The sequence below is a fragment of the Providencia sp. Me31A genome (assembly GCF_050487165.1).
In the GTDB taxonomy this organism is placed as follows: domain Bacteria; phylum Pseudomonadota; class Gammaproteobacteria; order Enterobacterales; family Enterobacteriaceae; genus Providencia.
On record NZ_JBKQGZ010000011.1, the window covers coordinates 1 to 23,418 of the forward strand.

The following is a 23,418-nucleotide window of genomic DNA, read 5'->3' on the forward strand; positions in this document are numbered from 1 at the left end:
TGCAGCTCTAGAATTGCAGTCCAGTATTCTCGTTTACTTTGTTGTTCCATAGTCCCTCCAATGAAAAAGCTACTATGGCAAATGACGAGTTTGTTTAGTATGTGTGGTTCATTAACCGCTTACGTTTTACGTAAAAAATTAGGGTATTTTTCTGAAGACGTTATCAAATACTAAAAATGTCAAAAAAGTTACCAATAAACCAAATGACAAGTAAAACAGCAACAATGCTAGCTATACCTGCGGCAGCATACAATAGAAGAGAAATAGCGAGAACACTCCCATTTAGTGCTAATGCTATTCTGGCTGAGTTTTTGTTTTCATGGCGAATAAATGAAATAGCAGCAAAAATAATACCAAATACACCGAGCGTTATACTGATTTGTTTTGATAATTCAATTTTATCTAATAAAAGCTGTCGCTGTTCATTGGCAGGATCTCCGGTAGGGGTTTGATACGCTTTTCCTTTAATTGCATCTATTGTCGCTTTTTTTATACTACTTACCTTTTCATGAACAATCTGCTCTAGCTTAGGTTTAGATCGGACATATTCGCGTTCAACGCTTTGATTAACAAGTATTACAAGAATACTAAAAGCTCCAATGATGATAGCAACTAAACTGAATCGATTATAAACAATATTCATTTATTGCTAGTTTACATTATTACACTAAGTCGGATTTATGAATGACGCTTCAAAGGTAAATAATGTTTTTCTAAATATTTATCGACATGTTTAGCAAGATTAATTAAATCCGCATAGGTTACCGGTCCTAGTTCAGGCATTTTTAGTGATAAATATTCTGCCTTTGTTATCATCAATCTATTAGCTTCATCGATTACTTCCTGCTCCAAAAAGATAGAAGGTACTACTGCCCAATTATATTCAGGTGTGTTCGTTTTTTGCCGTCCCGTTAAAATCCAGTCGATTTTTCCATGATAAGAGTCAACAGCTGCTTTCAAGACAGCAATAAAATCTTGATGATTACGCTCATCTACAGGACGAAAGTTTGTTGAAGGAGCTCGATTTATAGTATCAACAATATAACGTTCTCCATCGATAAAATTGCTTGGGTCAACATATTTTTCTTTAAATCGTCTACTGCAATGTACCCATTCTAAATCTATATATTTTTTTATAACCAGTAACAACTCATCACCTTGATTATTTTCAATTTTCATTATTTTAATCCTGTAGGCTTGTTAGTAATCGTTAGCTTTCCGTCATTAATACCTTTGATGTGTTTCTCCCAATCTCCTTTAGGGATTGCTTGAGATGAAATCCGGGGTTCATAAATATATTTCCCATCGGAATAAACTTGGTGATACCCCATATCACCTTCAGTAATGCCATTTTCAAATACATTTATTGAACCGTACTTTTCAGTTGATCTGACTTCAAGAATCTCACCTTGTCCTCCCGCAGCTTCTTTCAAATCTCTGGCGATTTTAGAACAATCATAATACTCATCTATCCACAATTATAACTTATGTTTAGCCTTAAAATTAATATATTTTTCAATACCCTTTTCTATTAACTTAATTGGTAATTTATATACCATTAAATAACCATCATGATTGAATAATAACATTTCTTTTTTGCTTATAGAAAAGAAAATAGTATCGCCCTCAATAAAACAAGAGTTATATTTTTTAAAATACCAATCCAAAAAAGAATCAATATCTTTAGAGTCTAATAAAAATGCTATCTTTCTTTCGTATAAGGAATCATTTAATACAATCACTTCACCTAGTTGATATCTTTTAAAATCAATTTCCTCTAATATATCAATATCATCTTTTTCTTCCCAGTTCTTCAGTTGTTTAACTAAAAAGAAATTTTCATCTTCGGCATAATCTATGAAATTAATTATTTCAATATTATCACCTAAAATAGGTGACAATATTTCATTTGCCTCTATCAGATTAATGCATTTATGGTTTTCCATCATACTTCTCTCTACCTTTTATAAAAACTTTATCCGTCACACCGTATCGTTTACCATTATAGTCACGGATAGTTACATGTGGACCCTCATTAGTATTTTTATGCCCGTCTGGATTCCACTCAATTCTTCTTGTGCCATCTGGACTTTCATACCAGTGTTCTTTTATTGGTTTAAAATTATCTAAGCTGCCACCTGCCGCTTTTTCTGCTTCTTCTAAAAGTCCATCTTGATCCTCTACAAATTTTCTTTCTACGGTTTCACCAGCTGAATTTGTGACATTTTTAGATTCATTTAAACTTACGTAAACAGGCTTAACATCCTTCCGGTCTACTGTCAGAATATAATCGCGAAAATCCACCGGTTCAACATCGTGCCCCGTATGGCGCCAAACTATTCCGTCATCTGCAATCGGCAGTGTTTCAGGCCGAGTATCAGACTCATGAATAGCAAAACCTTCGGGTTTCTCGACCTTTTGTGGCAGAGGCGAAGGGCCCGCATGAATGGTTGGTCCTTTTGGAATATCATCAATCCGCGCAGAGATATTAATAATCCCACCCGATGCCGACACACCCATGTAAAGAATTGTACCACCTGCATCAAAACGATAAATTTCAGCTTGGGTATTGGCGTTCGGTAATCCATTTGGGGATTGATATATCGGTAAGCTCAACACCTCTCGCGCTTCAGCTTCGGAAGCCAATTCACCTTTAATTACGGGTACTTGGTCAAAGCCACTGTCTCGCTCAGTATGGTACGCAATCAGTTGAGACGCGCTCGCCATCGCTGCCGCTGTGGTTCCCGTTGAGGCAAACCCTACTCGCATACGCGTCGGTGCAGAGCCTCCCATCACTGCGATTTCCAGCAAATCAGGTTGCGTTAAGCTGTCCCCTTCATAATAATTCGCTACCATGGCAAACAGAATATTTGCACTCAAAACCAACGGTGACGGTTGTCGCAGTTCATGCTCAAGATGTCGAGCAATGCGGTGATTTGCACTTTCTTGTGAATTATCCCATCCAAACGATGTATCTTGCTTCCCCACGGCACCACCGACAACACCACCACTTGCCATAGCACCACTGCCCATGGCTCCCCCAATTGGAAAAGCCTGTGCGGTGCCAATCGGATTTAATGCGCTAAAGAATGAAGATACCCAGCTTGACTGGGGAACAGTTTGTGTCGAGTTTGATGTCGTGTTGCAAGTATAGTTACTGTAATCACACACCCCAAAGTTAGCTAAAGACTCTACGTCGAGCCCCTCATCCGTATTGCCCAGCCCTCTCAGAGTGGATTTGGCAAACACCGGCTCTGCTATCCGTTTAATCGCAATCACGCGACGATGGTTATACGGGAACAACAGAGGATAGCCCTTATCACGTTGCTGATAGTGGGTAGAACGGTTTATTTGCCCCGCCGTCATCCGATGGACGGTCGTTGGGGCATTGGGATTAAACGCCCCTGCGCGGTTGTTCTCACTCAGGAGATACCTCTGCTCACGGCAATAATCACTCAGTGACTTATCGTTGCCTTGAATAACCGCCGGAGGCGACATCGTTGTAAGAGCATCGGCTAAGGGTTGCGGTTCAAGGCTCAGTGTATACGGGCGAGCGGTTAAGCCTTCCGCTTTGATTAATCCCTGTGGGTCGCTGCTGCCTTGCATCGTACGGCCTGTACCTCTCTCCGCGAGCGTATACGGCACGTTGGCTAAGGGTTGGCCCTTGTCATCAACCAATTGCAGTTCTAACCAAAATCGGTAGTTTTCACAGATAATGCACGATTCGACTTTCTGACTCATGACGGCTCCGTTGTCGTGGTTAGCCAGCCTTGTTGCTGGGCATAGTCCGTAAACTGTGTGGCGGTACGGGTATGGATATCCCCCGCGAGTGAGGGATGAATATGTAACCAATCCACTAAACGTCGGTGAAGGTGACCTTCCGGGGTGTCGAGGGATAAGGCGATATCAGCGTGATTTTCCCACAGGTCACACGCGAGGTTTTCCGCTAACAATTGGATAAACTGTGTAGAGTTTTCCCATGCAGCCTGTAAGTGGGCCCCCATGAGGAAAGGGCGGGCTTGCAGTTCAGGAATAGGCAAGGGGTTATGGCGGGTGGGCGATTCAAAAAAAGCAGGGGCGTTTGGGGTTTCCAACATCACCTCATGGACTGGCGTCATCAGCACAGACCAATCCACCGCACACATTTTGGGAATAAGGACATTCGCAATGCGCGTATCCATTAATCGCAGCACCACGAGCTCTTCATTCAGCTCCACCAATTGGCGGTTTTGCCAATGACGTAACTGGTATTGCCAATCCAGCGAACTGCGATACGCCCAGCCCCATGTGTTATCACTCAAGCCTTTACGGTCAAGCAGTTGCCCTAAGGGGGCATACGCACTCGGCTTTAATTGCACAAGCCACGGGCTCTGACCGATTAAATGGGCCAGTGAGGTGCCATTATAAATAGGAAATGCCTGTTCCACCCAATCATTGGCAAACAGCAAATCCGTTGGGTTTGGTGTGGCTAACGTATTGAGCAGTAAATAGACAGGGTCGGTATTGGATGCGGTTAACCATGTTGTCCAAGGGGGGAGTCTCATTGATTTCCCCCATTAGGCTTAATCACCCAACTGCCCGTCGCTTGGGCTTGCATCGCGCAATAGGGTTTAATGGGGTAAGGCGGTGTCGCAAACGGGTCAACGCCATCCGGCAATTGAATGTCTACCGCTTGCCCTGAGCCCCCGCCACTGTCACCTATCGCCACATTGCCGGAGGTAAACACATTGCCCGATGTCACCCGCACAAAACTGCCACCCACTTTTAAGGTAATTTCCGTCGCCGCATCAATCACCACTTTCCCTTGGCTGGTAATGTGGGTCTCTTGACCACTTTCACTCACCAGTGCACCGTTAATTTGTTGGTGATAACTGCCGAGCACCTGTTCAGAGATATCGCCTTCTATTTGAGCTTTGTGTGTTCCCTTAACGTGAAGATGCTCATCCCCTTGAATGTCAGTAAAACGGTGTTGGTCAATACGCTGTTTGACATCCTGTTGAACATGGGTATGGCTGTCATGCTGAATATGCACATTCATGTCACGCTGGGCATGAATATACACTTCCTCTTGTCCCGCCTCGTCTTCAAAACGCAATTCGTTAAACCCCTCACCTTTATGGGTACAGGTTTTAAAGGTGGTGCGTGTTTTTTGGGTCGGTAAATCTAGAGGTGGCGCATTGCGTCCATTGTACAAGCACCCCGTAATGACGGGGCGGTCAATGTCGCCATTCAGGTAACTGATTAAAACCTGCTGCCCAATATGGGGAATACTCATAAACCCATAGCCACTTCCGCTCCAACCATGCGTCACCGGCACCCAGCAAGAGGCGCTATGGTCAGGTACGCCTCGCCTATCCCAATGAAAATAGACCGTCACTTCCCCTTTGCTATTAGTGTAGATTTCCTCCCCTTTCGGCCCGACGACGGTAGCAACTTCATCCCCATCGGCGAGAGGCTTATATCGATAAGGAGGACGCCACTCTTGGGTGCTGGGAATAAAGGAAAGTTGATTGCTTAGCTGAGTCCCTTCACCACCACTGTTATCCGCAAGGGGTTGCACGCCGTGATGTGAGACACTCACCACCTGCCATGTGGTATTCATTTGAGGGCTAGGGTGGTTTGATAGGCTAAAGATACGTCCCGGTGCTAATTCAATACAGTTGGTGGTGGCCGACCCCACTTGGCGCTGGTTTTGTGATTGTTCGTAACGAATTTGATTGAACGGTTGCCCTTGTGCATCCTCTTGAAAACGACCATAGCTTTCAAAAATTTCATGTTGCTGATGAACTTCCCCCGTCACTTGATGACTCAGCGGGTAAGAGGGTCTGAGTTGATTGTAATCTTTGTCCACGCGAATATCGCTGCATAGCTGCTCAGCGTAACGCCATGTGGTGGCGGTGCTATCAGTGATATCCGTTTCAGATTGTGGATTATAGGTGAGCGAAATACCCGCTTTCATGCCTAAATGACGGTCACTGTAAAACAGTTGCGGGCCGTCTTCGAACCAGAACGTAATTCCTTCCTCGGCGGCTAGACGGCACCAAAAGTCATACATCGTTTCGCGCTTTTGGGTGATGTAGGGGCGTTTTAGGTGTTCTTCGACGTGGTAAAACTGCTTATCAAATTTAATGTGAGACTCGCTTAATAGCGTCTCAAGGATATTCGGGACGGTGGTATCTTGGAAAATACGGCTGTCTTGTTTGAGGGTCATTACCCACATTTCGGGGCATATCACAAAGTGATACCACGTTTTTACCCCATCGGTATTGCCTTGCTCAGCCCCGGCTAAAATCCCTTGTACCCTGCGAAGAATTTTTCCATCGCGTTTCACCGTCAATGATGAGGCCATTCCGAGTACGTTTTGAAAATCAATCTCCGGTAACGGGCTGACCGCCTGAATCGACAATGAAAAGAGTTGGGAAAGCCCTTCTTGTAAATCAAACTGTGTCACTTGAAACGTGTCTTCCGGTAACCCACCAATGGTGCACGTGAACACCAGCCCTGAGCCAAATTCGCCACTGGCTATCCTGTCCAGCAATTCTTCGTGGGCCTTTTGCAAGGCTTGGTCTTGTGCGTAGGTTCTGCCGCCCGTGTATCCACCTCCGTGAATGAGCGGGTTGTTTTCAGGGCTACCGAGTCGCTTGTTTTTATTGGGGTCTTTCCAAGACATGGGGATTTCCTCTGCGGGAGAAAAAGCTAAAAACGCAAACGAGCCTCGAAAGGCTCGCTAAATTCGAACTTACGCTTCAAGCGGCGCACGCCAGTCATCAGCACCGGATGTGCCTGCAACAGTGTGTTCCCAATCGATTTTACGGTAAGACAAAGACACTTCGATTAACTGCGTGAAATCCGCTTTTGCCGGGTCTTGGCAGTGCGGCATTTGGCAATCGATATTGACAATTGTCGCATCGGTTAATGTAGTGGTGAAGAAATGCTCTTGTTTACCTTCAACTGAGGTGCGGTACCATTTCAGTTCCACTTTCGGCAACATTTCACCCGACGCTAACGCGTTATACAGCAGCGGAACGGCTTTGTTTAACGCCACAGTAAAACGGAATGGTTTATGCGCACGTTGGCCGGAAGGCTGACCAGATTGTGGGTCAGTCGGTACAGTCACAACGTGAGAAAACTCTTGCACCAGCATTTGGTCTTCATGACCCTGCACATAGATGTTACCCACAGAATCCGCAGTAAATGCGCCTGCAGTGATGTTGCCTTGGGTTTTGCCTTGAATAGCGATATAACATGGAGTTGGCATAGCGATGTCCTTTATCAATAATAATGAGTTGAGTTAGGTAAATAGTTCTACCTATTAATTTCCATTATCTCAGCCAGTGCGCACGGTAAGATTTGCTTTAAGGATAATAAAAGCGGATGAAGGGACTGTAAACCTGATGACTTTTTTGTATCTCTCTAGGATAAGTGACTTAGCGTAAACTGGTTGAAATATCGCTATATAATGCCAATAAAAACGCTTCATATGAGTCGAAACAGAATAATTGTCGAGTAAAAAACACACCAAACTACGATGAGCCCAGTAAGTTCTAATGTACATAGAAATAAACTATGTAATCAAATGTTTCATTCAAATAATTGGTTGTAACTTATTTATTTTATTAGATTAATAGCAATATCACCATGCGACTATCATAAGTCCGACATCTACACAATTATTTTGATAGTATATTCATCCATAAAGATTGCATTTGTAAATATTAAAATTAAGTAAAGTTTGATTTTAATTTATTTAACTCTGTTTTGGCCCGCTTTTTATAATGTTAATAATAATCTCACCAGTAATAGCGTATATCAATTTCAAAAAAATATCTGGTGCGGGTATACCTGTAAGTATCTGGAATGCTTATACGGCCATCAGTTGATGGTGGCTATAGGCGGGAGTTAGGTTATAAAGTAAATAGCTGTATAATTATTAAAATCTATTAATATTTAAATCGCTTATCTGGAAATTACCTATTTATTTTAGGCTGATGTTCTTCTGTAACATTCTGGGCAGGAATACACCAAATCCCCTCATGGCACTTCGGGCAACATTTTTGATTACTTGTAAAATACTCACGACACTGCACGCAAAACCAATCCGTGATCTTTAAAATAGGGGACACTGATCGAACCTGTGTGCTCAGTCGTGCCTTGTCTTCTAAGCTCTTGATCTTACTGATGACCCGCGGACAGTGCTCTGCGGTCTGAGGATCAAAATGGGTAAACCATGACTCCGTTGGCGTCTTGTGCAGTGTGACGGGCTCACCGCAGTGAGCACAGTAATAGTTTTCTCGTGAATAACTCGGTTCTTGGGTGGCTCCGGCGAATCGATTGTTTTGTGTTAGGGCGAGAGACATTTTGACTTCATGTAATTTAAGCATGGTTGTGCTCCTTCTGTAAAATTTAAACTAAACGTTCTGAGTACCTAACATTCAGGATCCACACTCGGCAACCCACCTTGAAACTCAGAAGACCACTGAGCATAGGCTGCATGCATATCGAGTCAGGTTCGTATATTTAGGACGTCGCTTTGCCTAGAACGCACTCAATGGCATCAGGTGTGGTTGAAAGTGAGTTGGTGGGTAATGAGTGGGTATGCTATGAAAAATGCACGGCGACTAGCTCTAGCGCCTTAGGATTCAAGGGCGGAGTTGCCCCCTCTCGATTCATCAATGCGCGCTTGTAACCACTGTACGACTTCGCTCTTTAACCAGCGCGACATGCGACCAAACTTGATGGGTTTGGGGAACTCACCCTCTTGGATTAATTTGTAGAACCACTTATCCGTTAACCCCGTTAGTGCGGTGATAAATTTCATGTCAATAAATTGGTCATCAAGTAATGCAATATTTTCAGTTTGCGTGCTCATGGTAAAACCCCTGTTTTTAATGTGGATAAAAAGCAGGAGCGATATCGAAAAATGGGATGTGGATATCACTCCACATCATTAACCGGATGTGTAAAAAATAATTTGGTTGCTAACTACTGGCGTTTTCTCGGTTTGATTTCGCCTCGCCAAAAGGTGCGTTTGAGTTCAGGTACAGCCAGACGGACCCATGCATCCGCTTTACATAAATACCTCACTGCATTGAGTAATCCTTTCTTACTCTCGGCATCAGCACGTTTTAGTAAGCCAATCCCCAGTTCGCGATATCTTTCTTTCTGGTAATTACAATTAAAGTACAAACCCGCCCACTCTGTAATACGTTCTTGCCAGAGTTCACCAATGAGTTTGCCCAGCGTGATGTCTCTCCAAACCTCTTGACCGTTAAAGAAAAATAAGGCGTGGTAGTGAAATCCTTTTTCCATGCCGAATTCCAATTTCAAGATATACCCGACGCAGCATGAAAAGAGTGGGGCGCTATTGATGGCTTTGTACAGGGCTTGGCGATGTTGGCGAAGATGGTGAGCTTTGACTTTGTGACTAATTCCACTTTTGTAAGACAGGTCCACTCGTACAACTAGCAATTTGGAGTAACGTTGATACAACGAATCAATGTACTGCTGAGCCCGTCGGTAGTTCTTCTGAGCGCCTTGTTCAAAGGTACGGATTTGCTTTTTGTAGTCAGGGCTCTTTAACGTGCTTTGGAACTCATGGAAGGCCTCGTTAAGCCACTGAAGGTGTTCAGGAGTATCCACCAGCCAGTACTTATCTTTGTCTGTGAGTATGTCGCTTAAGCGGTATTTGTTAACAAGAGAGACCAAAAGCACAAGAGTGGGATGCAAGTGCTGTATTTGCGGTATTTTCATTGATTGAATGTAATTGATGAACTTGAGCGTTTCTAAAAAGAGCTCACCTTTGGAGGACGCAGAGGTGAGTTGCAAGCTTGGGTTATTAGGTGACAAGGGAATGCCTTGATATAAATCTAATTTATGGGTTAGACGTTTTGAAAGGTGTTTAATGTTTCCCATGAGCAGTGAAACCAATTCACGTAGTGAGTGGTCTCGAGTGAGCGTTAGACGGTCATGTTCAAATGTGGTTGAGAGAACAACTTGATTTAAGTGAAGTGCGCGATTTGTCATTTTATTTGCCTGTGATCGAATAAAGGTTCGTATCATCAGGCAGGGGAATTATTTTTAATTTTTTATAGGCCTCGATGTGAATAATGCTGATTTAGGTAAAAATCAGCATGGAGTTGTATTGCTTATGCGTAATGTTTTTCAGTGACAATTGAGCATGGTTTTACATGCTCTCATTCTTCTGTAGTTAACATGATTGTGAACGAGTCAAGATAAACAAGAGACATACTGATTAACTCATTAATAATAAACAATCCTAGACGCTGAACTCGGGATTCAATGTTTAATGTATGGCTATACTTGAGTTATTATGTCTATTTTTTGATTTTAGGTACTTTTTATATGCTTTAAGTTAGTACTTTTTTGCTTTAACCTATTGAAAGTAATTGTTCTATGATTATTCTGTCTATACGTATGTAAGACATGAAGTATAACATAAAAACATCGTAAATTGTGACGTAATAGAGACTAATTAAAGACAAAACAAACTACACTGTTACTACGTAGTTCTTGTGGGGAAATTTATGTCTAATCAGGATAAATACATAAAAATAAGCAATGACAGAGAACGGTATTTTTATAGTTCTTACATTTCAAAAATGTTGAATATTCAATTCATGGAGGCCCGGCCACGGAGTGAAAGAGAGCTTAATAAAGCCATAAAAAATAAGCTGGAAGATACGACAGAGCGTGTACGGTTCATTCGTGAGGCGAAAGACGAATTTAGTTGTAAAGTTATACAGAATGAAGCTTTTGATTGGATTAAATCCAATGATCGATGTGCCTTTTTTATTCTCTACTACATCGATAATTTTTTAACGAAAGACGATATTTTTGCTATTCGTAATCATCGAGATCGAGGCATGTATCGAACATCTGAATATGAGCGTGTCGATTACCCCAATCCATTGGGTAAGTATAAGCAAGGTTTACCTCCATCCCCCAATAATGTAAAAGATGCATTAAATAATATTATGTATTTTTTTGATTTACTGGATTCTTCAATAGAAAAGAAAATTGAAGTTCTTGAGTATTTGAAGCAGGAATGGATGTTAATTAAGGATGAAAATTACTTGTCATGGATTGATGAACGTAATCCAATGCAGATGGAATGGGCAAAAAATTACATTGAAAAGTCTCATTTGTTTTATCTATGGACTCGCTCAGACGTTTATACATTTGCAAGTGAATACGTGAAGTTAGTTGGGTATTTTGATGTTAGTTTTGATGTATCGCCGGATTCAAAAGAGCTACTGATCATTAAAATGAAAAAAGCGTGGTCACAAGAAAACTATCGAAGCCAAATATCGGAAAAGAAAGTGCTGAACACATATTTAGACAAAGATGTGAAAGATAAGTTATCAAGATTAGCTAAACGGCACAGAATGAAAATCAACGAGTATTTAACTTATCTGATTGAAAAAGAAGATGAATAAGTAAAGTTCATTATGATTCGATTTTTTTTCACATATATATTATTCAATTGATAATGCGTCTGGTTATTTTATTTATATATCAATAAGTTAAGTTTAATTCGTGACACAACCTGTCATTTCCCTTCATTTATCTCTCGAAAAAAAGTCAAATAGCCGGACATAACCTGTCCGGTGAGGTTGTTATCGTGGTGTTCTCTTTTTCAAGCTAGGGAATAACACTGATGGCAACTTACCGATTAGATACCGATTTAGCGTTTTTACGTGAATGCAGTAATGAAGAGCTGGGCTTGCTTGTGTCTGTCCTGACTCATGACAGCAAAGATGGACAAAAGCGCTGGACTGAAACCTTAACCAGCTCACCTGAATATCAACTCTACCACCCTGAGCACCAACAATATTGGATGTCGATTGCGGCAGAGCTGCAAGCTTTTGGGGCCAACAGCTTGATGAGTCTGGTTCGAGGCAATAAAGGCGTGTTGTACCGTGAAATTTTACAGGATGTATGTGACCACCTTGATGTCAATTATCCAAAGGCCGGTAATACCGAAACCTTGGAATTAAATTTGTTATTGAAAGTATTAGAAAAAAGCTTAAATGAGCTGACGACTGAAGAGCTACAAGCCTTCTCTCGTGATATGCAACTTAACCTCACCAACCCCACGCCTCAACTGATTTTGATTGCGGTTCAAGCGGCTATCCGTACCTCTGGCATTGCCGCACTGGAAGTGGCCACACTCTCTGCCATTGGTGTGATTAATGCGCTCGGCGGGGTAGCCACCCTCGGAACACTCTTTGCTGCGCATCGGGCGCTGTCTTTGATTGCGGGCCCGATTGGCCTTGCAGTGAGCTCGGCATGGCTTGTCGCTGACTTAGCGGGACCCGCTTATCGCGTCACCGTACCCGCCTGCATCATTGTGGCGTACTTACGACAAAAAGCCTTATCGCAATAAGGCCCATCACTCCCATTCTATCCGCTTGCCGGAGCTAGTTTAATAAGGACAACATCATGTCGACATCAGTGTCTCGCCATGACCGGCTTGCGTCTCGGTTGGCGTTTATTATCAGTCAATTATTTCGAGGAGAAACCGTTTATTTATCAGCGCTGTCAGAGGAGCTGAACGTCTCAACCCGCACCCTACGACGTGACTTTAATGAGCGCCTTCAGTATCTGGATTTGGAATATCACCAAGGTGGCTATCGATTAGCGGCGTCACAGCGTCCCTTCCGTACCGATAAGGACATACTGCGCTTTGCGGCTATTACACATATCACCTCACTGTTTCCTGCCTTAGACAGGAAGCTGCTGACAGTCCTGCTCGACCCGACGATTGATTCACCGTTCATTGTCTACCATACGCCCCCTAAGCAGCGTCCCTCGCTGTTTGGGGGCTTTTATGTCCTCACACAAGCTATTGTGAAACGGCGTTTACTGCAATTTGCCCACCAAGGAAAAAGCATCACGAACGTTGCCCCGTATAAGTTGATTTATTACCATGGTCATTGGTATCTCGCCGCCGATATCGCGCAGCACATTCATGTCTTTGATGTGATGGCCTTGCAAGATGTGGTCATGACGGCGCGGGGCTTTCGTTACCGTGAAGACCTCAACCAACGGTTATGTGAAGAGGCGTTTATTCAAGCTTTGCCCCATTACCAATATATCCAATCACTCTTTAAATTATAAGGCATTAAGATGAAAGCTATTTTTTATACTGTTTGCATCAGCAGCGCACTCTTGCTGGGATGTGATGATGCAACATCAACCCCCGCGAAGACGGTTTCCCAAGATATTCTGCGTGTTCAAGGATTGATTTATGATTACGACCGCAGTGTCACACTCGGCGGTGTACTTAATCACCGTAAAGATTGTGTTTCGCCAACATGGGAAACCTTAACAGATGAACAAGAAAGACCCTTGGTTATCTATAAGTGTCAGTTAGCTGAAGGGGCATTACAAACTGCCATTAACCACAATTTAAATTATTGGTATCAAAGGTCAATAGACGGTATGACTAAGCTGATACCGCGTTTTGCCAATGCGGAAACACCGAAAACAGAGTCAACCCTTGAGGAGCAGAGGCTCACTCAGGTTTTACAGGTCATCACAACACTGTCTCAACAGGACTGGTCATTGCTCCGAGGCAATGTTGGTCAGCCCTATGCGATGACGACACCGATTGCATTTAATGCCGGTTATACCCCGTCAGAGCAAGCCGAGCGCCAGCTTAAAGCGTGGAATGCGTTAACGCAGACATTGAATGACCACGCCCCTGATGTTAGCTTGTATTTATTACCGTGGTTAAACCAAACGGAAAATGTTGAGGCAACGCTCCGAAAAGAGGTCTCCGAGCTTCAGCAACACAATGCCAATGCGCTAACACAATTTAAAAATCAGCAAAATGAAGGCGTTCAAATCACGGAGCAATACATCACAGACCTAAAACGTGCACAACAAAATGCGCAAGACTGGTCAATCACCCAAGTTTTTATTTGGAGCCTCGTTAACCCTGAAAAGCCTGTTCTAACACATGTTCTGTATAACCTAGAGGATAAACAAGGGCAGGAGGATTTTACCCCTATGATGGAAAAAACATTGAGCCGTTCAGCAAGAACGGATGCCGTCGCATGGGCGTACCAAGGTAAACTTGAAACGCCTCAAATTATTAACGGAATAGCGAAAGCATTATTTTACTACCAAACACAATCCTTTCAAAAACCGGATATCGCCCGATATCAATACTGAGTTTTCACACACTATTCGGCGTTCATATTCAGTGAACGTCTGATTAAAGGCCAATCTATGTCCATTTTTAAACTTATCGCAACCTCTGTGAGCGTTGTGACACTGGTGTCTATCACCTACTACGCCCAGAAGACGGTCAATGAGCAACTTACGCTTGAAGGCGAGTATTCTGATGCGGAAATTCAAGCCGCTCGACTTGGGGCGACTCTTGCTTGCACAACCTTATTGGGGGGAGCCATTGAGCGACTGCTTAACGGATTATTTAGCGACAACTAAAATTCAACTATTTCAATGTAATAACAGCATAACGGCAGGCTAATTGGTCTGCTTTTTTTATTTCGTCATATCCACAAAAGGGCTTTCTTATGACACTTGAACCCATCATCGCAACACACGTTTCTAACCACCAGCGCACACATTTTTGGCAAGCCCACTTTGGCACAGTAAAAGGCTTCGCCACGTTTGAAGTGGTGATTTTCACTATCATGGGCCAGTTCTGTGATGAATATGCAGGTGGCTATTGGGAATACTGCACCTTACCCAACGGAGGGGCATTTATTTATCCGGATTTGGGCCCCGAAAAATTAACACTGTTCAATATGCACAATGGCAATGAAGCAGTACTGAGCCCTGAAGCGGCAGGTGTGGCTATTTGCTTGATGCTGTACAGCCAATGGTCATTTAGAACCGAAAGTGAACTACTGGTCGACCGTTTTTACCAACTTCGTGATTACGCCATTCAACATCCTGAGAGTTCGGCTATTTTCCATCTTATCGATTAAATCTCACTTAATTCACTCTTTTAGTTTTACCTATCTTATTTATTTTCAAGGAAATTAATTATGACTCGTTTAGCTTCCCGCTTTGGTGCGGCGAATAGTATTCGTCGCGACCGCCCGTTAACCACAGAAGAATTATTTCGTACCGTACCGAGTGTTTTCTCTGAAGAAAAACACGAATCCAGAAGCGACCGATACACTTATATTCCAACCATTACCTTGCTTGATAGCTTACAAAAAGAAGGTTTTTATCCGTTCTTTGCCTGTCAGACTCGTGTTCGTGATACGAGTCGTCGAGAATATACAAAGCACATGTTACGTCTCAGACGGCACGACCAAATCACAGGTATACAAGTACCTGAAATTATTCTCTTAAATAGCCATGATGGATCCAGTAGTTATCAAATGCTGCCGGGTCTATTCAGAGCTGTATGTCAAAATGGTTTAGTGTGCGGCGATACCTTTGGTGAGGTGCGTGTGCCGCATAAAGGTGATGTTATCGGCAAGGTAATTGAAGGCGCTTATGAAGTATTGGAAACATTTGATGTAGTTGCTAAAAAACGTGAGCAAATGCAGTCATTATTGTTACCGCCACCAGCACAGCAAGCCTTAGCGCATACGGCTTTGACGTATCGCTTTGGTGAGGAGCATCAACCGATTACCGAGCAACAAGTATTACAGCCTCGCCGTTGGGAAGATAAGAAAGATGATCTGTGGACGGTATATCAACGCTTGCAGGAGAATTTAATCAAAGGCGGATTATCGGGCAGAAATGCAAAAGGTAAGCGAGCTCGCACTCGTTCAGTGAATGGCATTGATGGGGATATCAAATTGAATAAGGCGTTGTGGGTGATGACAGAAAAGATGCATGAGTGTTTTGAAAGTCGGCATGCAATTTGATAATGTTAGTTGGTTTACATAATTGTGGGCTTATGAAAACGGCGGCCTTCAGTGTAAATTAAAAAACCGTAATTATTTTGCAGAAAAATAATTGTTGGTATATTTGTTGGTATAAAATTTATCGAACACGATATTTTCATTATAAAACAATGTGAATTTACTCGTGTTCGAATCCTGTAGGGGTACCATTTAAAATCAATGAGTTATGCTAGTTTTAATCCTGCTTGATTTCCTCCTTGTGTCGTAATTGTGTCGTTATCATCAAAAATAGTGTCAATATGTCTCGCGTGTTCACTTAAATGATTAGGTGCAAGATGTGCATACCTTCTGACCATTTCTATGCTTTCCCATCCGCCCATTTCTTGAAGTGCTGAAAGAGGAACGCCTGATTGTATTAGTCAACTCGCCCAAGTGTGCCGTAAGTCATGAAATCTGAAATCTTCAATTCCAGCTTTTTTTAATCCTGCATACCAAGCGTTATTATCATCAACTCTCATTTTTCTTACTGCTGGGGTTAGTGATCCGTCTGGCCTGTGCTTTGCTGTTGTATGGACAAAAACCCATCTTGAGCTTTTGCCAATTTGCTCTCTAAGCACTTTGCAAGCAGTGCTATTTAAAGCTATCCCAATAGCTTATTTAACAATGAAGTAGCTGAATAACCAATCACAAAGCCAGTTCGAGTGAGCCGAATTTTTAATTGGATTTAACTTTTATATTTTGAAATGCTCATACGTTGTTATCTCATACTTATTTTCATAAGGGTCTGTGAAATAGATAGATATGGATACTTCATGGTCAACTATTGAGTTAGGAATGTTACAGCTACTTAAATGCTCAATGAATCCTATTAGCGTGGGCTTGTCTACGCTAAAAGCAATTGTGTTGCCGATATTTTGGGTAGTTCTTTTGAATAATGACAGATGGACATCATTGTTATTAATGACCAGTGGCCCACCCTGATCAAACCAAACCTTGAACTTGGATGTAACTTCAAAGAATAAAATATCCTTATACCACTTTACGGCTTCATTTAGGTCATCAACATATACATGCACATGGTCTATTGCGATTAGTTTCATTGGTCTCTCCTTTAGCTACTCAAAGTAACACGCTTTAAAATAAATAGTTACACCAAAAAAGGTTTTCTAATTTGTTATGAGTATATGAATATGGCTGCACCTAAAGGCAACAAGAATGCCGTCGGTAATTCGGTATTAAAGGGCAATTATCTACTTACCGACCTGAGTATGCAGAACAGGCGAGAAAGTTATGCTTGCTTGGCGCTATAGATAAGGAGTTGGACGATTTTATAAATCTCCTAAAATATATAGACCCTAGAGTCACTCGCAATATGTCATTTAGTCTTTCATATAAAGAAATTGAAAATGCAGCAAAATAAGTGGTATCGTGTATTGAATATCGTGATGAGTACAATAACGACAGCAAATTTTTGCGACTACTACTGTCTGACTAATTTGATTTCTAGTTTTTCCAGAAGCTTGTCTTCATCAACACTAGCGTTATCATTTAAGTTAGCTGTCTCGTTTCTGTATTTCAGCAAGCGTCTCCCTTGTTATCTGTTTTGATTCTTTCGATAAGTCATGAAAACTCATATCTATCCCCTCGCCGTAACACTTCCATCAATCATAATCGGCTTGCGTAGCCGTAGTTGCTCACGTTGTGCATCGGGTGGATTTTTTATTGCCTGAACTTCGCATCTATCCTAGTATTTTCGTGCTTAACTTAAATATGATGGTATATGGAAAAGGGATTGGTGGTTTTGCTCTTAGGTTTAGCTTCGTTTGGCTCGTTTGCGAGCACTACAAACCTTGGTGCTAATGAGCGACCTGAAATTACAGAAGATGATGTAGTGCCAAATATGGCGGCAAGCATTAATCGACAGAAAGCGCTTCTAGCTTCTATGTGGTGAGTTCGAAAAACAGAGCAACAGTCGTACTTGTAAACGTTTAGTTGATAATATGGTATCTATGGCGTATTTCCAAGGTAAGGCTAGTATGGGTTGCAAGTTAAAAGCGGATGACTCTGAGTTTAAGAAAGTTCCAAAAATTGATGAGTTTTGTCATAAAGCGCGGAATTTATTGAGTGATTTAAGTCCTAGTGAATAACCTGCTTCGGCAGGTTTTTTGTTAGCTTGGAGTTATTTACTCCACCACCTAGGGTAATCCTTAAACGCTTCTACAATGTTAGGGTAAAAATCGTTAAGCTCTCTTCTAGCTTTAAATGTTGAAAATGTATTTTCTGAATATCTATGTTCTACATGTGACCATTCGATATAATTTTCACTTGAGTCAACTGTTAGGTTAAAATCTCCACCTAAATTAGTTAGTTTTGACTCGTTGTTTTCACGCAGGTTTTTGATGAACTCATCTATATCATAATATGAGAACCATGTGTTTAGGCTCATCGATTGGTGATAATCGAATCCACTCGTTATTATTGTTATTTTGAATTCAACTGAGCCATATTTATCCTCAAACCCAATGGTTTCAAATGAAATATCAAGTGGCTGTCCTATTTTTATGTCCATAATTCATCCTAGTCTAGTGCGCTATTATCTTTGTTTAAGATACTGGCATGTGAGCCTATAGACAATAAGCAGAAATGTGGTGGTTTGCTTCAATTTGCACTCCCGCTAAGCTAGCATTACTGAAACTAATTGATGGGATGGTGAGATGAAAAGAGTACTAATGATAGGAATATTGACTTCACTTTTATCCGGATGTTACGAGTCGGATGAATAGCCACCGACTTGATAGACACCTTTAGGTTAGACAAAATAGCAAAAATAGAGGTGTTTATGAGCAGCAAACGATATCCAGAAGAGTTTAAAATTGAAGCTGTAAAACAGGTCACTGAGAGAGGACACAGTGTTGCAGTGTTGCTAACCGAATCGGGACGACAACACACAGCCTTTATGCATGGATTAAACGATATGGTTCAGGCTCCTCGCAATATCAAACAATATCCAATGAAAATGATGAAATTCATCGACTCAAAAAAGAGTTACAAAGAGTCACTGAAGAGCGCGATATATTAAAAAATGGGAAAGAATTAAGCGAAAGATCTACGCAACACGAGAAGAAGCGCGAATGGATATTTTTGAGTATATCGAAATGTTCTACAACGTTAAACGCAGGCACGGTTCCAATAATTAACAGTCGCCTGTAGAGTATAAAAAACGGTATAAAGAAAGATTAGTTCATGTCTACTGAATTGCTGGCTATTCACTATTAACCCTGAAGAAAATATTATTAACAATGGTAGTTTTGATATGGTTTCTGATTGGATCTCTACTCTTCAAAATCATATAAAACATAAAATTGAATTTAGTAAATATGATTATCAAGTTTCATTCGATTATCGGGATGAATGGTAATTATTATTCACATTTGAATATTATTAAATAAAGGGTGTTAAGCCCCCTTTATTTGTATTCATCAAGTTGCATTTGTTAATAACGTTGGCGAAATCTCAAACTAGGTTGTCGAATTTGCATAAGCAAGGTGCTTTTTTCATCGATAAGATAACTTTTCACTGACTCATGAGGACTTATCTGTGGATTGGCTACTGTGTTTGTTTGGATTCATTTCAGGAATAACAACGGCATTATTCGGTTTTGGTGGCGGTTTTATTACGGTTCCACTGCTATATGCTTTGATTACCTTAGTGTGGGGGCCGCAAAGCGATGCAAGCAGTGTGGCAATGCAAATTGCGGTGGCAACATCAACCTGTGTGATGATCTTTTCATCGACGCTTTCTAGTCGAGCTCATTATCTCAAAGGTAACCTGAGTTGGCCCATTATTCGTCCTTTTATTCTCCCTATTTCAATTGGTGGAATTTTAGGGGCAATAGTGGCACTATCAGTAGATAGTGCATTGATTCGTTGGATATTTATTGGTTATCTAATCATTACTATTTTAGATTGTTTTATCCGTCCTGGTTTTATGAATATACAGTCAAATGGAATATCGGCATCACGAGGGGGCATTTTTGCAGATACCCCGATTGGTGTGGTTATTGGCGCTGTAGCGGCCTTTCTTGGGGTAGGTGGGAGTGTGATGACCGTTCCTTTAATGCGACGTAGAGGCGCGAGTATGATCCAAGCGGCTGCATTTGCTAATCCATTGACGCTACCAATGGCAATTACAGGGACATTGACGTACTTTTATTTTGCCATTGATAAACATATTGATTTAGGTTCTGGGTTCCTTGGAATGATTTACATTAAAGGGGCACTAATTCTAATTGCGGCTTCGTGGCTAGGAATTCGTTTTGCTTCTTTATTAATGCCTTATCTGAGTGATAAGCGTCATGCACAAAGTTACCCATTATTATTGCTGGTGGTGTTAACGGTGATGTTATTGACTTAAAATAAACGATAGGGTGAGCGCTAAAATGGTTTTTTTTGTTCTAAATTCCTGTTTGTCGCACCTTTTGTCAGCTAAGCGTAATCAAACGGTTGTTTCCAGACTGATTATGGTAGAATATAATTGGTTACTATACGCTTTTAGCGCGCTTTTGGCATTGAGGAATGATGACAATGAATGAGGCAGATGCTCGCCCAACAAATTTTATCCGTCAGATCGTAGATGAAGATCTGGCGACCGGGAAACACACGTCAGTGCACACGCGTTTTCCACCTGAACCGAATGGCTATTTACATATTGGTCATGCGAAATCAATCTGCTTGAATTTTGGCATTGCTAAGGACTATCAGGGTCAATGTAATTTACGTTTTGATGATACGAACCCTGTAAAAGAAGATGTCGAATACGTTAACTCGATTCAAGAAGACGTTAAATGGCTTGGTTTTGAGTGGAGTGGCAATGTTCGTTATTCCTCTGACTACTTTGATACCTTGTATCAATATGCGATTGAATTGATCAAAAAAGGCTTAGCTTACGTTGATGAGCTCAGCCCTGACGAAATCCGTGAATATCGTGGAACGCTTAAAGAGCCCGGTAAAAATAGCCCATACCGCGAGCGCCTTATTGAAGATAACTTAGCATTATTCGAAAAAATGCGTGCGGGTGGATTCGAAGAAGGGAAGGCGTGCTTACGCGCGAAAATCGATATGGCATCCCCATTTATGGTGATGCGTGATCCGGTTTTATATCGTATTAAGTTTGCGGAACATCACCAATCAGGCAACAAATGGTGTATTTATCCAATGTATGACTTCACGCATTGTATTTCCGATGCGCTAGAAGGCATTACACACTCTTTATGTACCTTAGAATTCCAAGATAACCGTCGTTTATATGATTGGGTTTTAGATAATATCACCATTGATTGCCATCCACGTCAGTATGAGTTTTCTCGACTGAATTTGGAATATACGGTGATGTCTAAGCGTAAACTGAACCAATTAGTCACCGAAAAACATGTCAATGGTTGGGACGACCCTCGTATGTTAACCATTTCAGGTTTACGTCGTCGTGGCTATACCGCTGCATCTATCCGTGAATTTTGCCAACGTATCGGTGTCACGAAACAAGACAACAATGTCGAAATGGCTTCTTTAGAGTCTTGTATTCGTGATGATCTGAATGAGTCAGCACCGCGTGCTATGGCTGTTATCGACCCAGTGCGTGTTGTGATTGAAAATATGCCTGCAGGTGAAGAGATATTAACAGCGCCAAACCATCCAAATAAACCGGAGATGGGAACGCGCCAAGTGCCATTTAGTAACGAAATTTATATTGACCGAGCAGATTTCCGTGAAGAAGCGAATCGCCAATATAAACGCTTAGTATTAGGTAAAGAAGTTCGTTTACGTAATGCCTATATCATTAAAGCTGAGCGTGTTGAGAAAGATGCAGATGGCAATATCACGACCATTTACTGTACTTACGATGCAGGCACATTAAATAAAGACCCTGCGGATGGACGTAAAGTCAAAGGTGTTATTCACTGGGTTAGCATTGCTCATGCCCTGCCAGCAGAAATTCGCCTGTATGACCGCTTATTTACGGTACCAAACCCAGGTGCAGAAGATGATTTCTTATCGGTTATTAATTCGGATTCACTGGTTATTCGTCAAGGTTTTGTCGAGCCGAGCCTGAAAAATGCAGTTGCAGAAAAAGCGTATCAGTTTGAGCGTGAAGGGTATTTCTGTGCGGATAATAAGTTAAGTCGCGCAGATCATTTAGTGTTTAACCGCACTGTTGGCTTGCGTGATACTTGGGCGAAGATTGAGTCTAACTAAAATCCTCATCATAAGAGTACGGTACTTAGCGGCTTAATGTTAATGATCTTCGCTGCTAAAGTCAGTATTCGATTAAACAAAAAAGCCGTGATATTTCTTTACTGAATATCACGGCTTTTTCTATTGGGAATCATGACTTATTGAAGCGTGTTATCCACTTTATCTTTTAATAATTCATGCAGATATTTGTTAGCAGAAACCATATTACCTTGTGCATCTTTAACTTGGTATTCTTCACCGGTGATTGATGATTTTGATGCAACATTATCAATAAATTGTTCAGCAGTATTGAGGCGTTTTTCTGTTTTACGTAATTTTAATCGTAAATGGGCTTCTGCATCGACTGCGGAGTGCTCAGTACCATTACGTGTGAAAGTAAGGTTTTGTTGTTTACCCAGCTCCGCCAACAAGGATTCGGTACGCACTTTTTCTTCAGGGCTTAATGCGAGGGCCTGAGTGGTTACAAAAATACTTAAAAAGGAAACCAAAGCTGAAGACATACGGGTTGGCTGTGATGATGATAAAGTTAACACATTTTTCTCTCCATAGAATAAGTGCAAAAATTATAGCCAGCCTATTAGTTTTAACTATCGGTAAGATTCTTAGAATATTATTTTTGCGATCAGGGCATAAAACGATAACCAATACCTGTTTCAGTTAGCAGGTGAATAGGTCGGGTGGGGTCATTTTCAAGTTTTTGTCGTAAGTGCCCCATATAGATACGTAAGTAATGATTATGCTCAACATAATTAGGCCCCCATACTTGTAGTAATAAATGACGTTGTGTCAATACCTTACCACTGTTGGCGATTAATTCGCTGAGTAATCTAAATTCAATTGGAGTGAGGTGCAATTCTTCATTTTGCTTAGTCACTACTCGGTTAATAAAATCGATAGTCACATCACCAAATTGGCACTGTGAGTTTTCTTGAGAGGCTTTACCAAAGCGGCGTAAAGCCACTCTGACTCTTGCTAGTAACTCACTAATACCAAAAGGTTTTGTTAGGTAGTCATCAGCACCTGCATCAAGCGCCGCCACTTTTTGAGATTCTTCTTCCCTTGCGGATAACACAATGATTGGGATGCTGCTCCATTGACGCAAATCACGGATTAAATCTAGCCCATCACCATCGGGGAGCCCCAAATCTAAAATCAGCAAATCCGGTTGACGTGTGCCTGATTCAATCAGTCCACGTTGGTAATTTTCAGCTTCAAAGACTTTCCAGCCTTCACCTTCTAGCGCGAGTCGTACAAAACGGCGGATTTCTTTTTCATCTTCAACGATCAGGATTTGATGAGTACTCACAATA

Annotated in this window: 26 protein-coding genes and 3 pseudogenes; 13 read left to right on the plus strand and 16 right to left on the minus strand. The window is 41.6% G+C overall.

The window, feature by feature from the left end; genetic code table 11:
- Window positions 1-163: 163 nt before the first annotated feature.
- The 11 genes from ACLPIE_RS10345 to ACLPIE_RS10395 form a co-directional block, all read right to left on the minus strand.
- A complete protein-coding gene (locus ACLPIE_RS10345) occupies window positions 164-643 on the minus strand; it encodes a hypothetical protein (RefSeq protein ID WP_430261550.1) in 480 nt (159 codons plus the stop codon).
- Between the two features lie 35 nt (window positions 644-678).
- Window positions 679-1,179: a hypothetical protein gene (locus ACLPIE_RS10350; protein ID WP_430261551.1), complete on the minus strand. Its 501-nt coding sequence runs from the start codon at window positions 1,177-1,179 to the stop codon at window positions 679-681.
- Window positions 1,179-1,478, minus strand: coding sequence for a hypothetical protein (locus ACLPIE_RS10355; protein WP_430261552.1), 300 nt, complete (start codon window positions 1,476-1,478; stop codon window positions 1,179-1,181). Before ACLPIE_RS10355 ends, ACLPIE_RS10350 begins: the two co-directional genes overlap by 1 nt.
- Window positions 1,479-1,949, minus strand: coding sequence for a hypothetical protein (locus tag ACLPIE_RS10360; protein WP_430261553.1), 471 nt, complete (start codon window positions 1,947-1,949; stop codon window positions 1,479-1,481). It lies immediately after the preceding gene.
- Entirely contained in the window at window positions 1,933-3,741 is a 1,809-nt protein-coding gene (locus ACLPIE_RS10365) for an S-type pyocin domain-containing protein (RefSeq protein WP_430261554.1), read from the minus strand. The genes ACLPIE_RS10360 and ACLPIE_RS10365 overlap by 17 nt, the downstream gene beginning before the upstream one ends.
- The gene (locus ACLPIE_RS10370) at window positions 3,738-4,544 is read right to left on the minus strand and encodes a DUF4123 domain-containing protein (protein ID WP_430261555.1); all 807 of its coding nucleotides are present in this window, start codon (window positions 4,542-4,544) and stop codon (window positions 3,738-3,740) included. The genes ACLPIE_RS10365 and ACLPIE_RS10370 overlap by 4 nt, the downstream gene beginning before the upstream one ends.
- On the minus strand, window positions 4,541-6,670 hold the full coding sequence (locus tag ACLPIE_RS10375) for a type VI secretion system Vgr family protein (RefSeq protein WP_430261556.1): 2,130 nt from the start codon (window positions 6,668-6,670) through the stop codon (window positions 4,541-4,543). The genes ACLPIE_RS10370 and ACLPIE_RS10375 overlap by 4 nt, the downstream gene beginning before the upstream one ends.
- A 69-nt stretch (window positions 6,671-6,739) precedes the next feature.
- A complete protein-coding gene (locus ACLPIE_RS10380; RefSeq protein WP_430261557.1) occupies window positions 6,740-7,258 on the minus strand; it encodes an Hcp family type VI secretion system effector in 519 nt (172 codons plus the stop codon).
- Between the two features lie 709 nt (window positions 7,259-7,967).
- Window positions 7,968-8,381, minus strand: coding sequence for a putative zinc ribbon protein (locus tag ACLPIE_RS10385; RefSeq protein ID WP_430261558.1), 414 nt, complete (start codon window positions 8,379-8,381; stop codon window positions 7,968-7,970).
- Between the two features lie 251 nt (window positions 8,382-8,632).
- Window positions 8,633-8,869 carry a helix-turn-helix transcriptional regulator gene (locus ACLPIE_RS10390; protein WP_269723558.1) on the minus strand — a complete coding sequence of 79 codons (237 nt, stop codon included), beginning with the start codon at window positions 8,867-8,869 and terminating at the stop codon, window positions 8,633-8,635.
- Window positions 8,870-8,982: 113 nt separating this feature from the next.
- Complete coding sequence (locus tag ACLPIE_RS10395) at window positions 8,983-10,023, minus strand: YagK/YfjJ domain-containing protein (protein WP_430261559.1); 1,041 nt, start codon at window positions 10,021-10,023, stop codon at window positions 8,983-8,985.
- Window positions 10,024-10,544: 521 nt separating this feature from the next.
- Here ACLPIE_RS10395 and ACLPIE_RS10400 point away from each other — a divergent pair.
- The 7 genes from ACLPIE_RS10400 to ACLPIE_RS10430 all read left to right on the plus strand — a co-directional run bounded on the left by ACLPIE_RS10400 (window position 10,545) and on the right by ACLPIE_RS10430 (window position 15,878).
- The gene (locus tag ACLPIE_RS10400) at window positions 10,545-11,456 is read left to right on the plus strand and encodes a hypothetical protein (protein ID WP_430261560.1); all 912 of its coding nucleotides are present in this window, start codon (window positions 10,545-10,547) and stop codon (window positions 11,454-11,456) included.
- Between the two features lie 221 nt (window positions 11,457-11,677).
- Window positions 11,678-12,406 (plus strand): DUF3944 domain-containing protein, encoded by a 729-nt coding sequence (locus ACLPIE_RS10405; protein WP_430261561.1) that lies wholly within the window; start codon window positions 11,678-11,680, stop codon window positions 12,404-12,406.
- A 56-nt stretch (window positions 12,407-12,462) separates the two neighbouring features.
- The gene (locus ACLPIE_RS10410; protein ID WP_430261562.1) at window positions 12,463-13,140 is read left to right on the plus strand and encodes a helix-turn-helix transcriptional regulator; all 678 of its coding nucleotides are present in this window, start codon (window positions 12,463-12,465) and stop codon (window positions 13,138-13,140) included.
- A gap of 9 nt (window positions 13,141-13,149) precedes the next feature.
- Window positions 13,150-14,199: a hypothetical protein gene (locus ACLPIE_RS10415; protein WP_430261563.1), complete on the plus strand. Its 1,050-nt coding sequence runs from the start codon at window positions 13,150-13,152 to the stop codon at window positions 14,197-14,199.
- 57 nt (window positions 14,200-14,256) lie between these two features.
- Window positions 14,257-14,475, plus strand: a complete 219-nt coding sequence (locus tag ACLPIE_RS10420) for a hypothetical protein (protein ID WP_109912286.1) — start codon at window positions 14,257-14,259, stop codon at window positions 14,473-14,475.
- Between the two features lie 89 nt (window positions 14,476-14,564).
- The gene (locus ACLPIE_RS10425; protein ID WP_430261564.1) at window positions 14,565-14,981 is read left to right on the plus strand and encodes an antirestriction protein; all 417 of its coding nucleotides are present in this window, start codon (window positions 14,565-14,567) and stop codon (window positions 14,979-14,981) included.
- Window positions 14,982-15,041: 60 nt separating this feature from the next.
- Window positions 15,042-15,878, plus strand: coding sequence for a DUF932 domain-containing protein (locus ACLPIE_RS10430; protein WP_430261565.1), 837 nt, complete (start codon window positions 15,042-15,044; stop codon window positions 15,876-15,878).
- Between the two features lie 203 nt (window positions 15,879-16,081).
- Here the strand turns inward: ACLPIE_RS10430 and ACLPIE_RS10435 are convergent.
- Window positions 16,082-16,510: pseudogene (locus ACLPIE_RS10435) on the minus strand (site-specific integrase); the annotation flags it as partial.
- Between the two features lie 78 nt (window positions 16,511-16,588).
- Window positions 16,589-16,957, minus strand: coding sequence for a VOC family protein (locus tag ACLPIE_RS10440; protein ID WP_430261566.1), 369 nt, complete (start codon window positions 16,955-16,957; stop codon window positions 16,589-16,591).
- Between the two features lie 680 nt (window positions 16,958-17,637).
- On the opposite strand from ACLPIE_RS10440, the gene ACLPIE_RS10445 reads away from it, so the two are divergent.
- The gene (locus ACLPIE_RS10445; RefSeq protein ID WP_430261567.1) at window positions 17,638-17,808 is read left to right on the plus strand and encodes a hypothetical protein; all 171 of its coding nucleotides are present in this window, start codon (window positions 17,638-17,640) and stop codon (window positions 17,806-17,808) included.
- A gap of 228 nt (window positions 17,809-18,036) precedes the next feature.
- Here the strand turns inward: ACLPIE_RS10445 and ACLPIE_RS10450 are convergent, their stop codons facing one another.
- Window positions 18,037-18,426, minus strand: a complete 390-nt coding sequence (locus tag ACLPIE_RS10450) for a hypothetical protein (protein WP_430261568.1) — start codon at window positions 18,424-18,426, stop codon at window positions 18,037-18,039.
- Window positions 18,427-18,696: 270 nt separating this feature from the next.
- On the opposite strand from ACLPIE_RS10450, the pseudogene ACLPIE_RS10455 reads away from it, so the two are divergent.
- From ACLPIE_RS10455 to glnS, 5 genes and pseudogenes are all read left to right on the plus strand, one after another.
- Window positions 18,697-18,938 (plus strand): annotated as a pseudogene (locus ACLPIE_RS10455) (transposase); the annotation flags it as partial.
- Window positions 18,938-19,054: pseudogene (locus ACLPIE_RS10460) on the plus strand (IS3 family transposase); the annotation flags it as partial. The pseudogenes ACLPIE_RS10455 and ACLPIE_RS10460, both read left to right, overlap by 1 nt.
- A gap of 95 nt (window positions 19,055-19,149) precedes the next feature.
- Window positions 19,150-19,275 carry a colicin E3-like toxin immunity protein gene (locus ACLPIE_RS10465; protein WP_430261717.1) on the plus strand — a complete coding sequence of 42 codons (126 nt, stop codon included), beginning with the start codon at window positions 19,150-19,152 and terminating at the stop codon, window positions 19,273-19,275.
- A 179-nt stretch (window positions 19,276-19,454) separates the two neighbouring features.
- Window positions 19,455-20,270, plus strand: a complete 816-nt coding sequence (locus tag ACLPIE_RS10470) for a sulfite exporter TauE/SafE family protein (protein WP_430261569.1) — start codon at window positions 19,455-19,457, stop codon at window positions 20,268-20,270.
- Window positions 20,271-20,440: 170 nt separating this feature from the next.
- Complete coding sequence (gene glnS, locus ACLPIE_RS10475; protein WP_430261570.1) at window positions 20,441-22,108, plus strand: glutamine--tRNA ligase; 1,668 nt, start codon at window positions 20,441-20,443, stop codon at window positions 22,106-22,108.
- A gap of 137 nt (window positions 22,109-22,245) precedes the next feature.
- Here the strand turns inward: glnS and ACLPIE_RS10480 are convergent, their stop codons facing one another.
- On the minus strand, window positions 22,246-22,641 hold the full coding sequence (locus ACLPIE_RS10480) for a DUF5329 family protein (protein ID WP_430261571.1): 396 nt from the start codon (window positions 22,639-22,641) through the stop codon (window positions 22,246-22,248).
- 89 nt (window positions 22,642-22,730) lie between these two features.
- Window positions 22,731-23,414, minus strand: coding sequence for a two-component system response regulator KdpE (gene kdpE, locus ACLPIE_RS10485; protein WP_430261572.1), 684 nt, complete (start codon window positions 23,412-23,414; stop codon window positions 22,731-22,733).
- Window positions 23,415-23,418 lie beyond the last annotated feature (4 nt).

Excerpts from the sequence above, each read along its gene's own strand:
- ACLPIE_RS10345 (WP_430261550.1), bottom strand. The coding sequence starts at position 643 with ATGAATATTGTTTATAATCGATTCAGTTTAGTTGCTATCATCATTGGA.
- ACLPIE_RS10350 (WP_430261551.1), bottom strand. The coding sequence starts at position 1,179 with ATGAAAATTGAAAATAATCAAGGTGATGAGTTGTTACTGGTTATAAAA.
- ACLPIE_RS10360 (WP_430261553.1), bottom strand. The coding sequence starts at position 1,949 with ATGATGGAAAACCATAAATGCATTAATCTGATAGAGGCAAATGAAATA.
- ACLPIE_RS10365 (WP_430261554.1), bottom strand. The coding sequence starts at position 3,741 with ATGAGTCAGAAAGTCGAATCGTGCATTATCTGTGAAAACTACCGATTT.
- ACLPIE_RS10370 (WP_430261555.1), bottom strand. The coding sequence starts at position 4,544 with ATGAGACTCCCCCCTTGGACAACATGGTTAACCGCATCCAATACCGAC.
- ACLPIE_RS10375 (WP_430261556.1), bottom strand. The coding sequence starts at position 6,670 with ATGTCTTGGAAAGACCCCAATAAAAACAAGCGACTCGGTAGCCCTGAA.
- ACLPIE_RS10380 (WP_430261557.1), bottom strand. The coding sequence starts at position 7,258 with ATGCCAACTCCATGTTATATCGCTATTCAAGGCAAAACCCAAGGCAAC.
- ACLPIE_RS10385 (WP_430261558.1), bottom strand. The coding sequence starts at position 8,381 with ATGCTTAAATTACATGAAGTCAAAATGTCTCTCGCCCTAACACAAAAC.
- ACLPIE_RS10390 (WP_269723558.1), bottom strand. The coding sequence starts at position 8,869 with ATGAGCACGCAAACTGAAAATATTGCATTACTTGATGACCAATTTATT.
- ACLPIE_RS10395 (WP_430261559.1), bottom strand. The coding sequence starts at position 10,023 with ATGACAAATCGCGCACTTCACTTAAATCAAGTTGTTCTCTCAACCACA.
- ACLPIE_RS10400 (WP_430261560.1), top strand. The coding sequence starts at position 10,545 with ATGTCTAATCAGGATAAATACATAAAAATAAGCAATGACAGAGAACGG.
- ACLPIE_RS10405 (WP_430261561.1), top strand. The coding sequence starts at position 11,678 with ATGGCAACTTACCGATTAGATACCGATTTAGCGTTTTTACGTGAATGC.
- ACLPIE_RS10410 (WP_430261562.1), top strand. The coding sequence starts at position 12,463 with ATGTCGACATCAGTGTCTCGCCATGACCGGCTTGCGTCTCGGTTGGCG.
- ACLPIE_RS10415 (WP_430261563.1), top strand. The coding sequence starts at position 13,150 with ATGAAAGCTATTTTTTATACTGTTTGCATCAGCAGCGCACTCTTGCTG.
- ACLPIE_RS10420 (WP_109912286.1), top strand. The coding sequence starts at position 14,257 with ATGTCCATTTTTAAACTTATCGCAACCTCTGTGAGCGTTGTGACACTG.
- ACLPIE_RS10425 (WP_430261564.1), top strand. The coding sequence starts at position 14,565 with ATGACACTTGAACCCATCATCGCAACACACGTTTCTAACCACCAGCGC.
- ACLPIE_RS10430 (WP_430261565.1), top strand. The coding sequence starts at position 15,042 with ATGACTCGTTTAGCTTCCCGCTTTGGTGCGGCGAATAGTATTCGTCGC.
- ACLPIE_RS10440 (WP_430261566.1), bottom strand. The coding sequence starts at position 16,957 with ATGAAACTAATCGCAATAGACCATGTGCATGTATATGTTGATGACCTA.
- ACLPIE_RS10445 (WP_430261567.1), top strand. The coding sequence starts at position 17,638 with ATGGAAAAGGGATTGGTGGTTTTGCTCTTAGGTTTAGCTTCGTTTGGC.
- ACLPIE_RS10450 (WP_430261568.1), bottom strand. The coding sequence starts at position 18,426 with ATGGACATAAAAATAGGACAGCCACTTGATATTTCATTTGAAACCATT.
- glnS (WP_430261570.1), top strand. The coding sequence starts at position 20,441 with ATGAATGAGGCAGATGCTCGCCCAACAAATTTTATCCGTCAGATCGTA.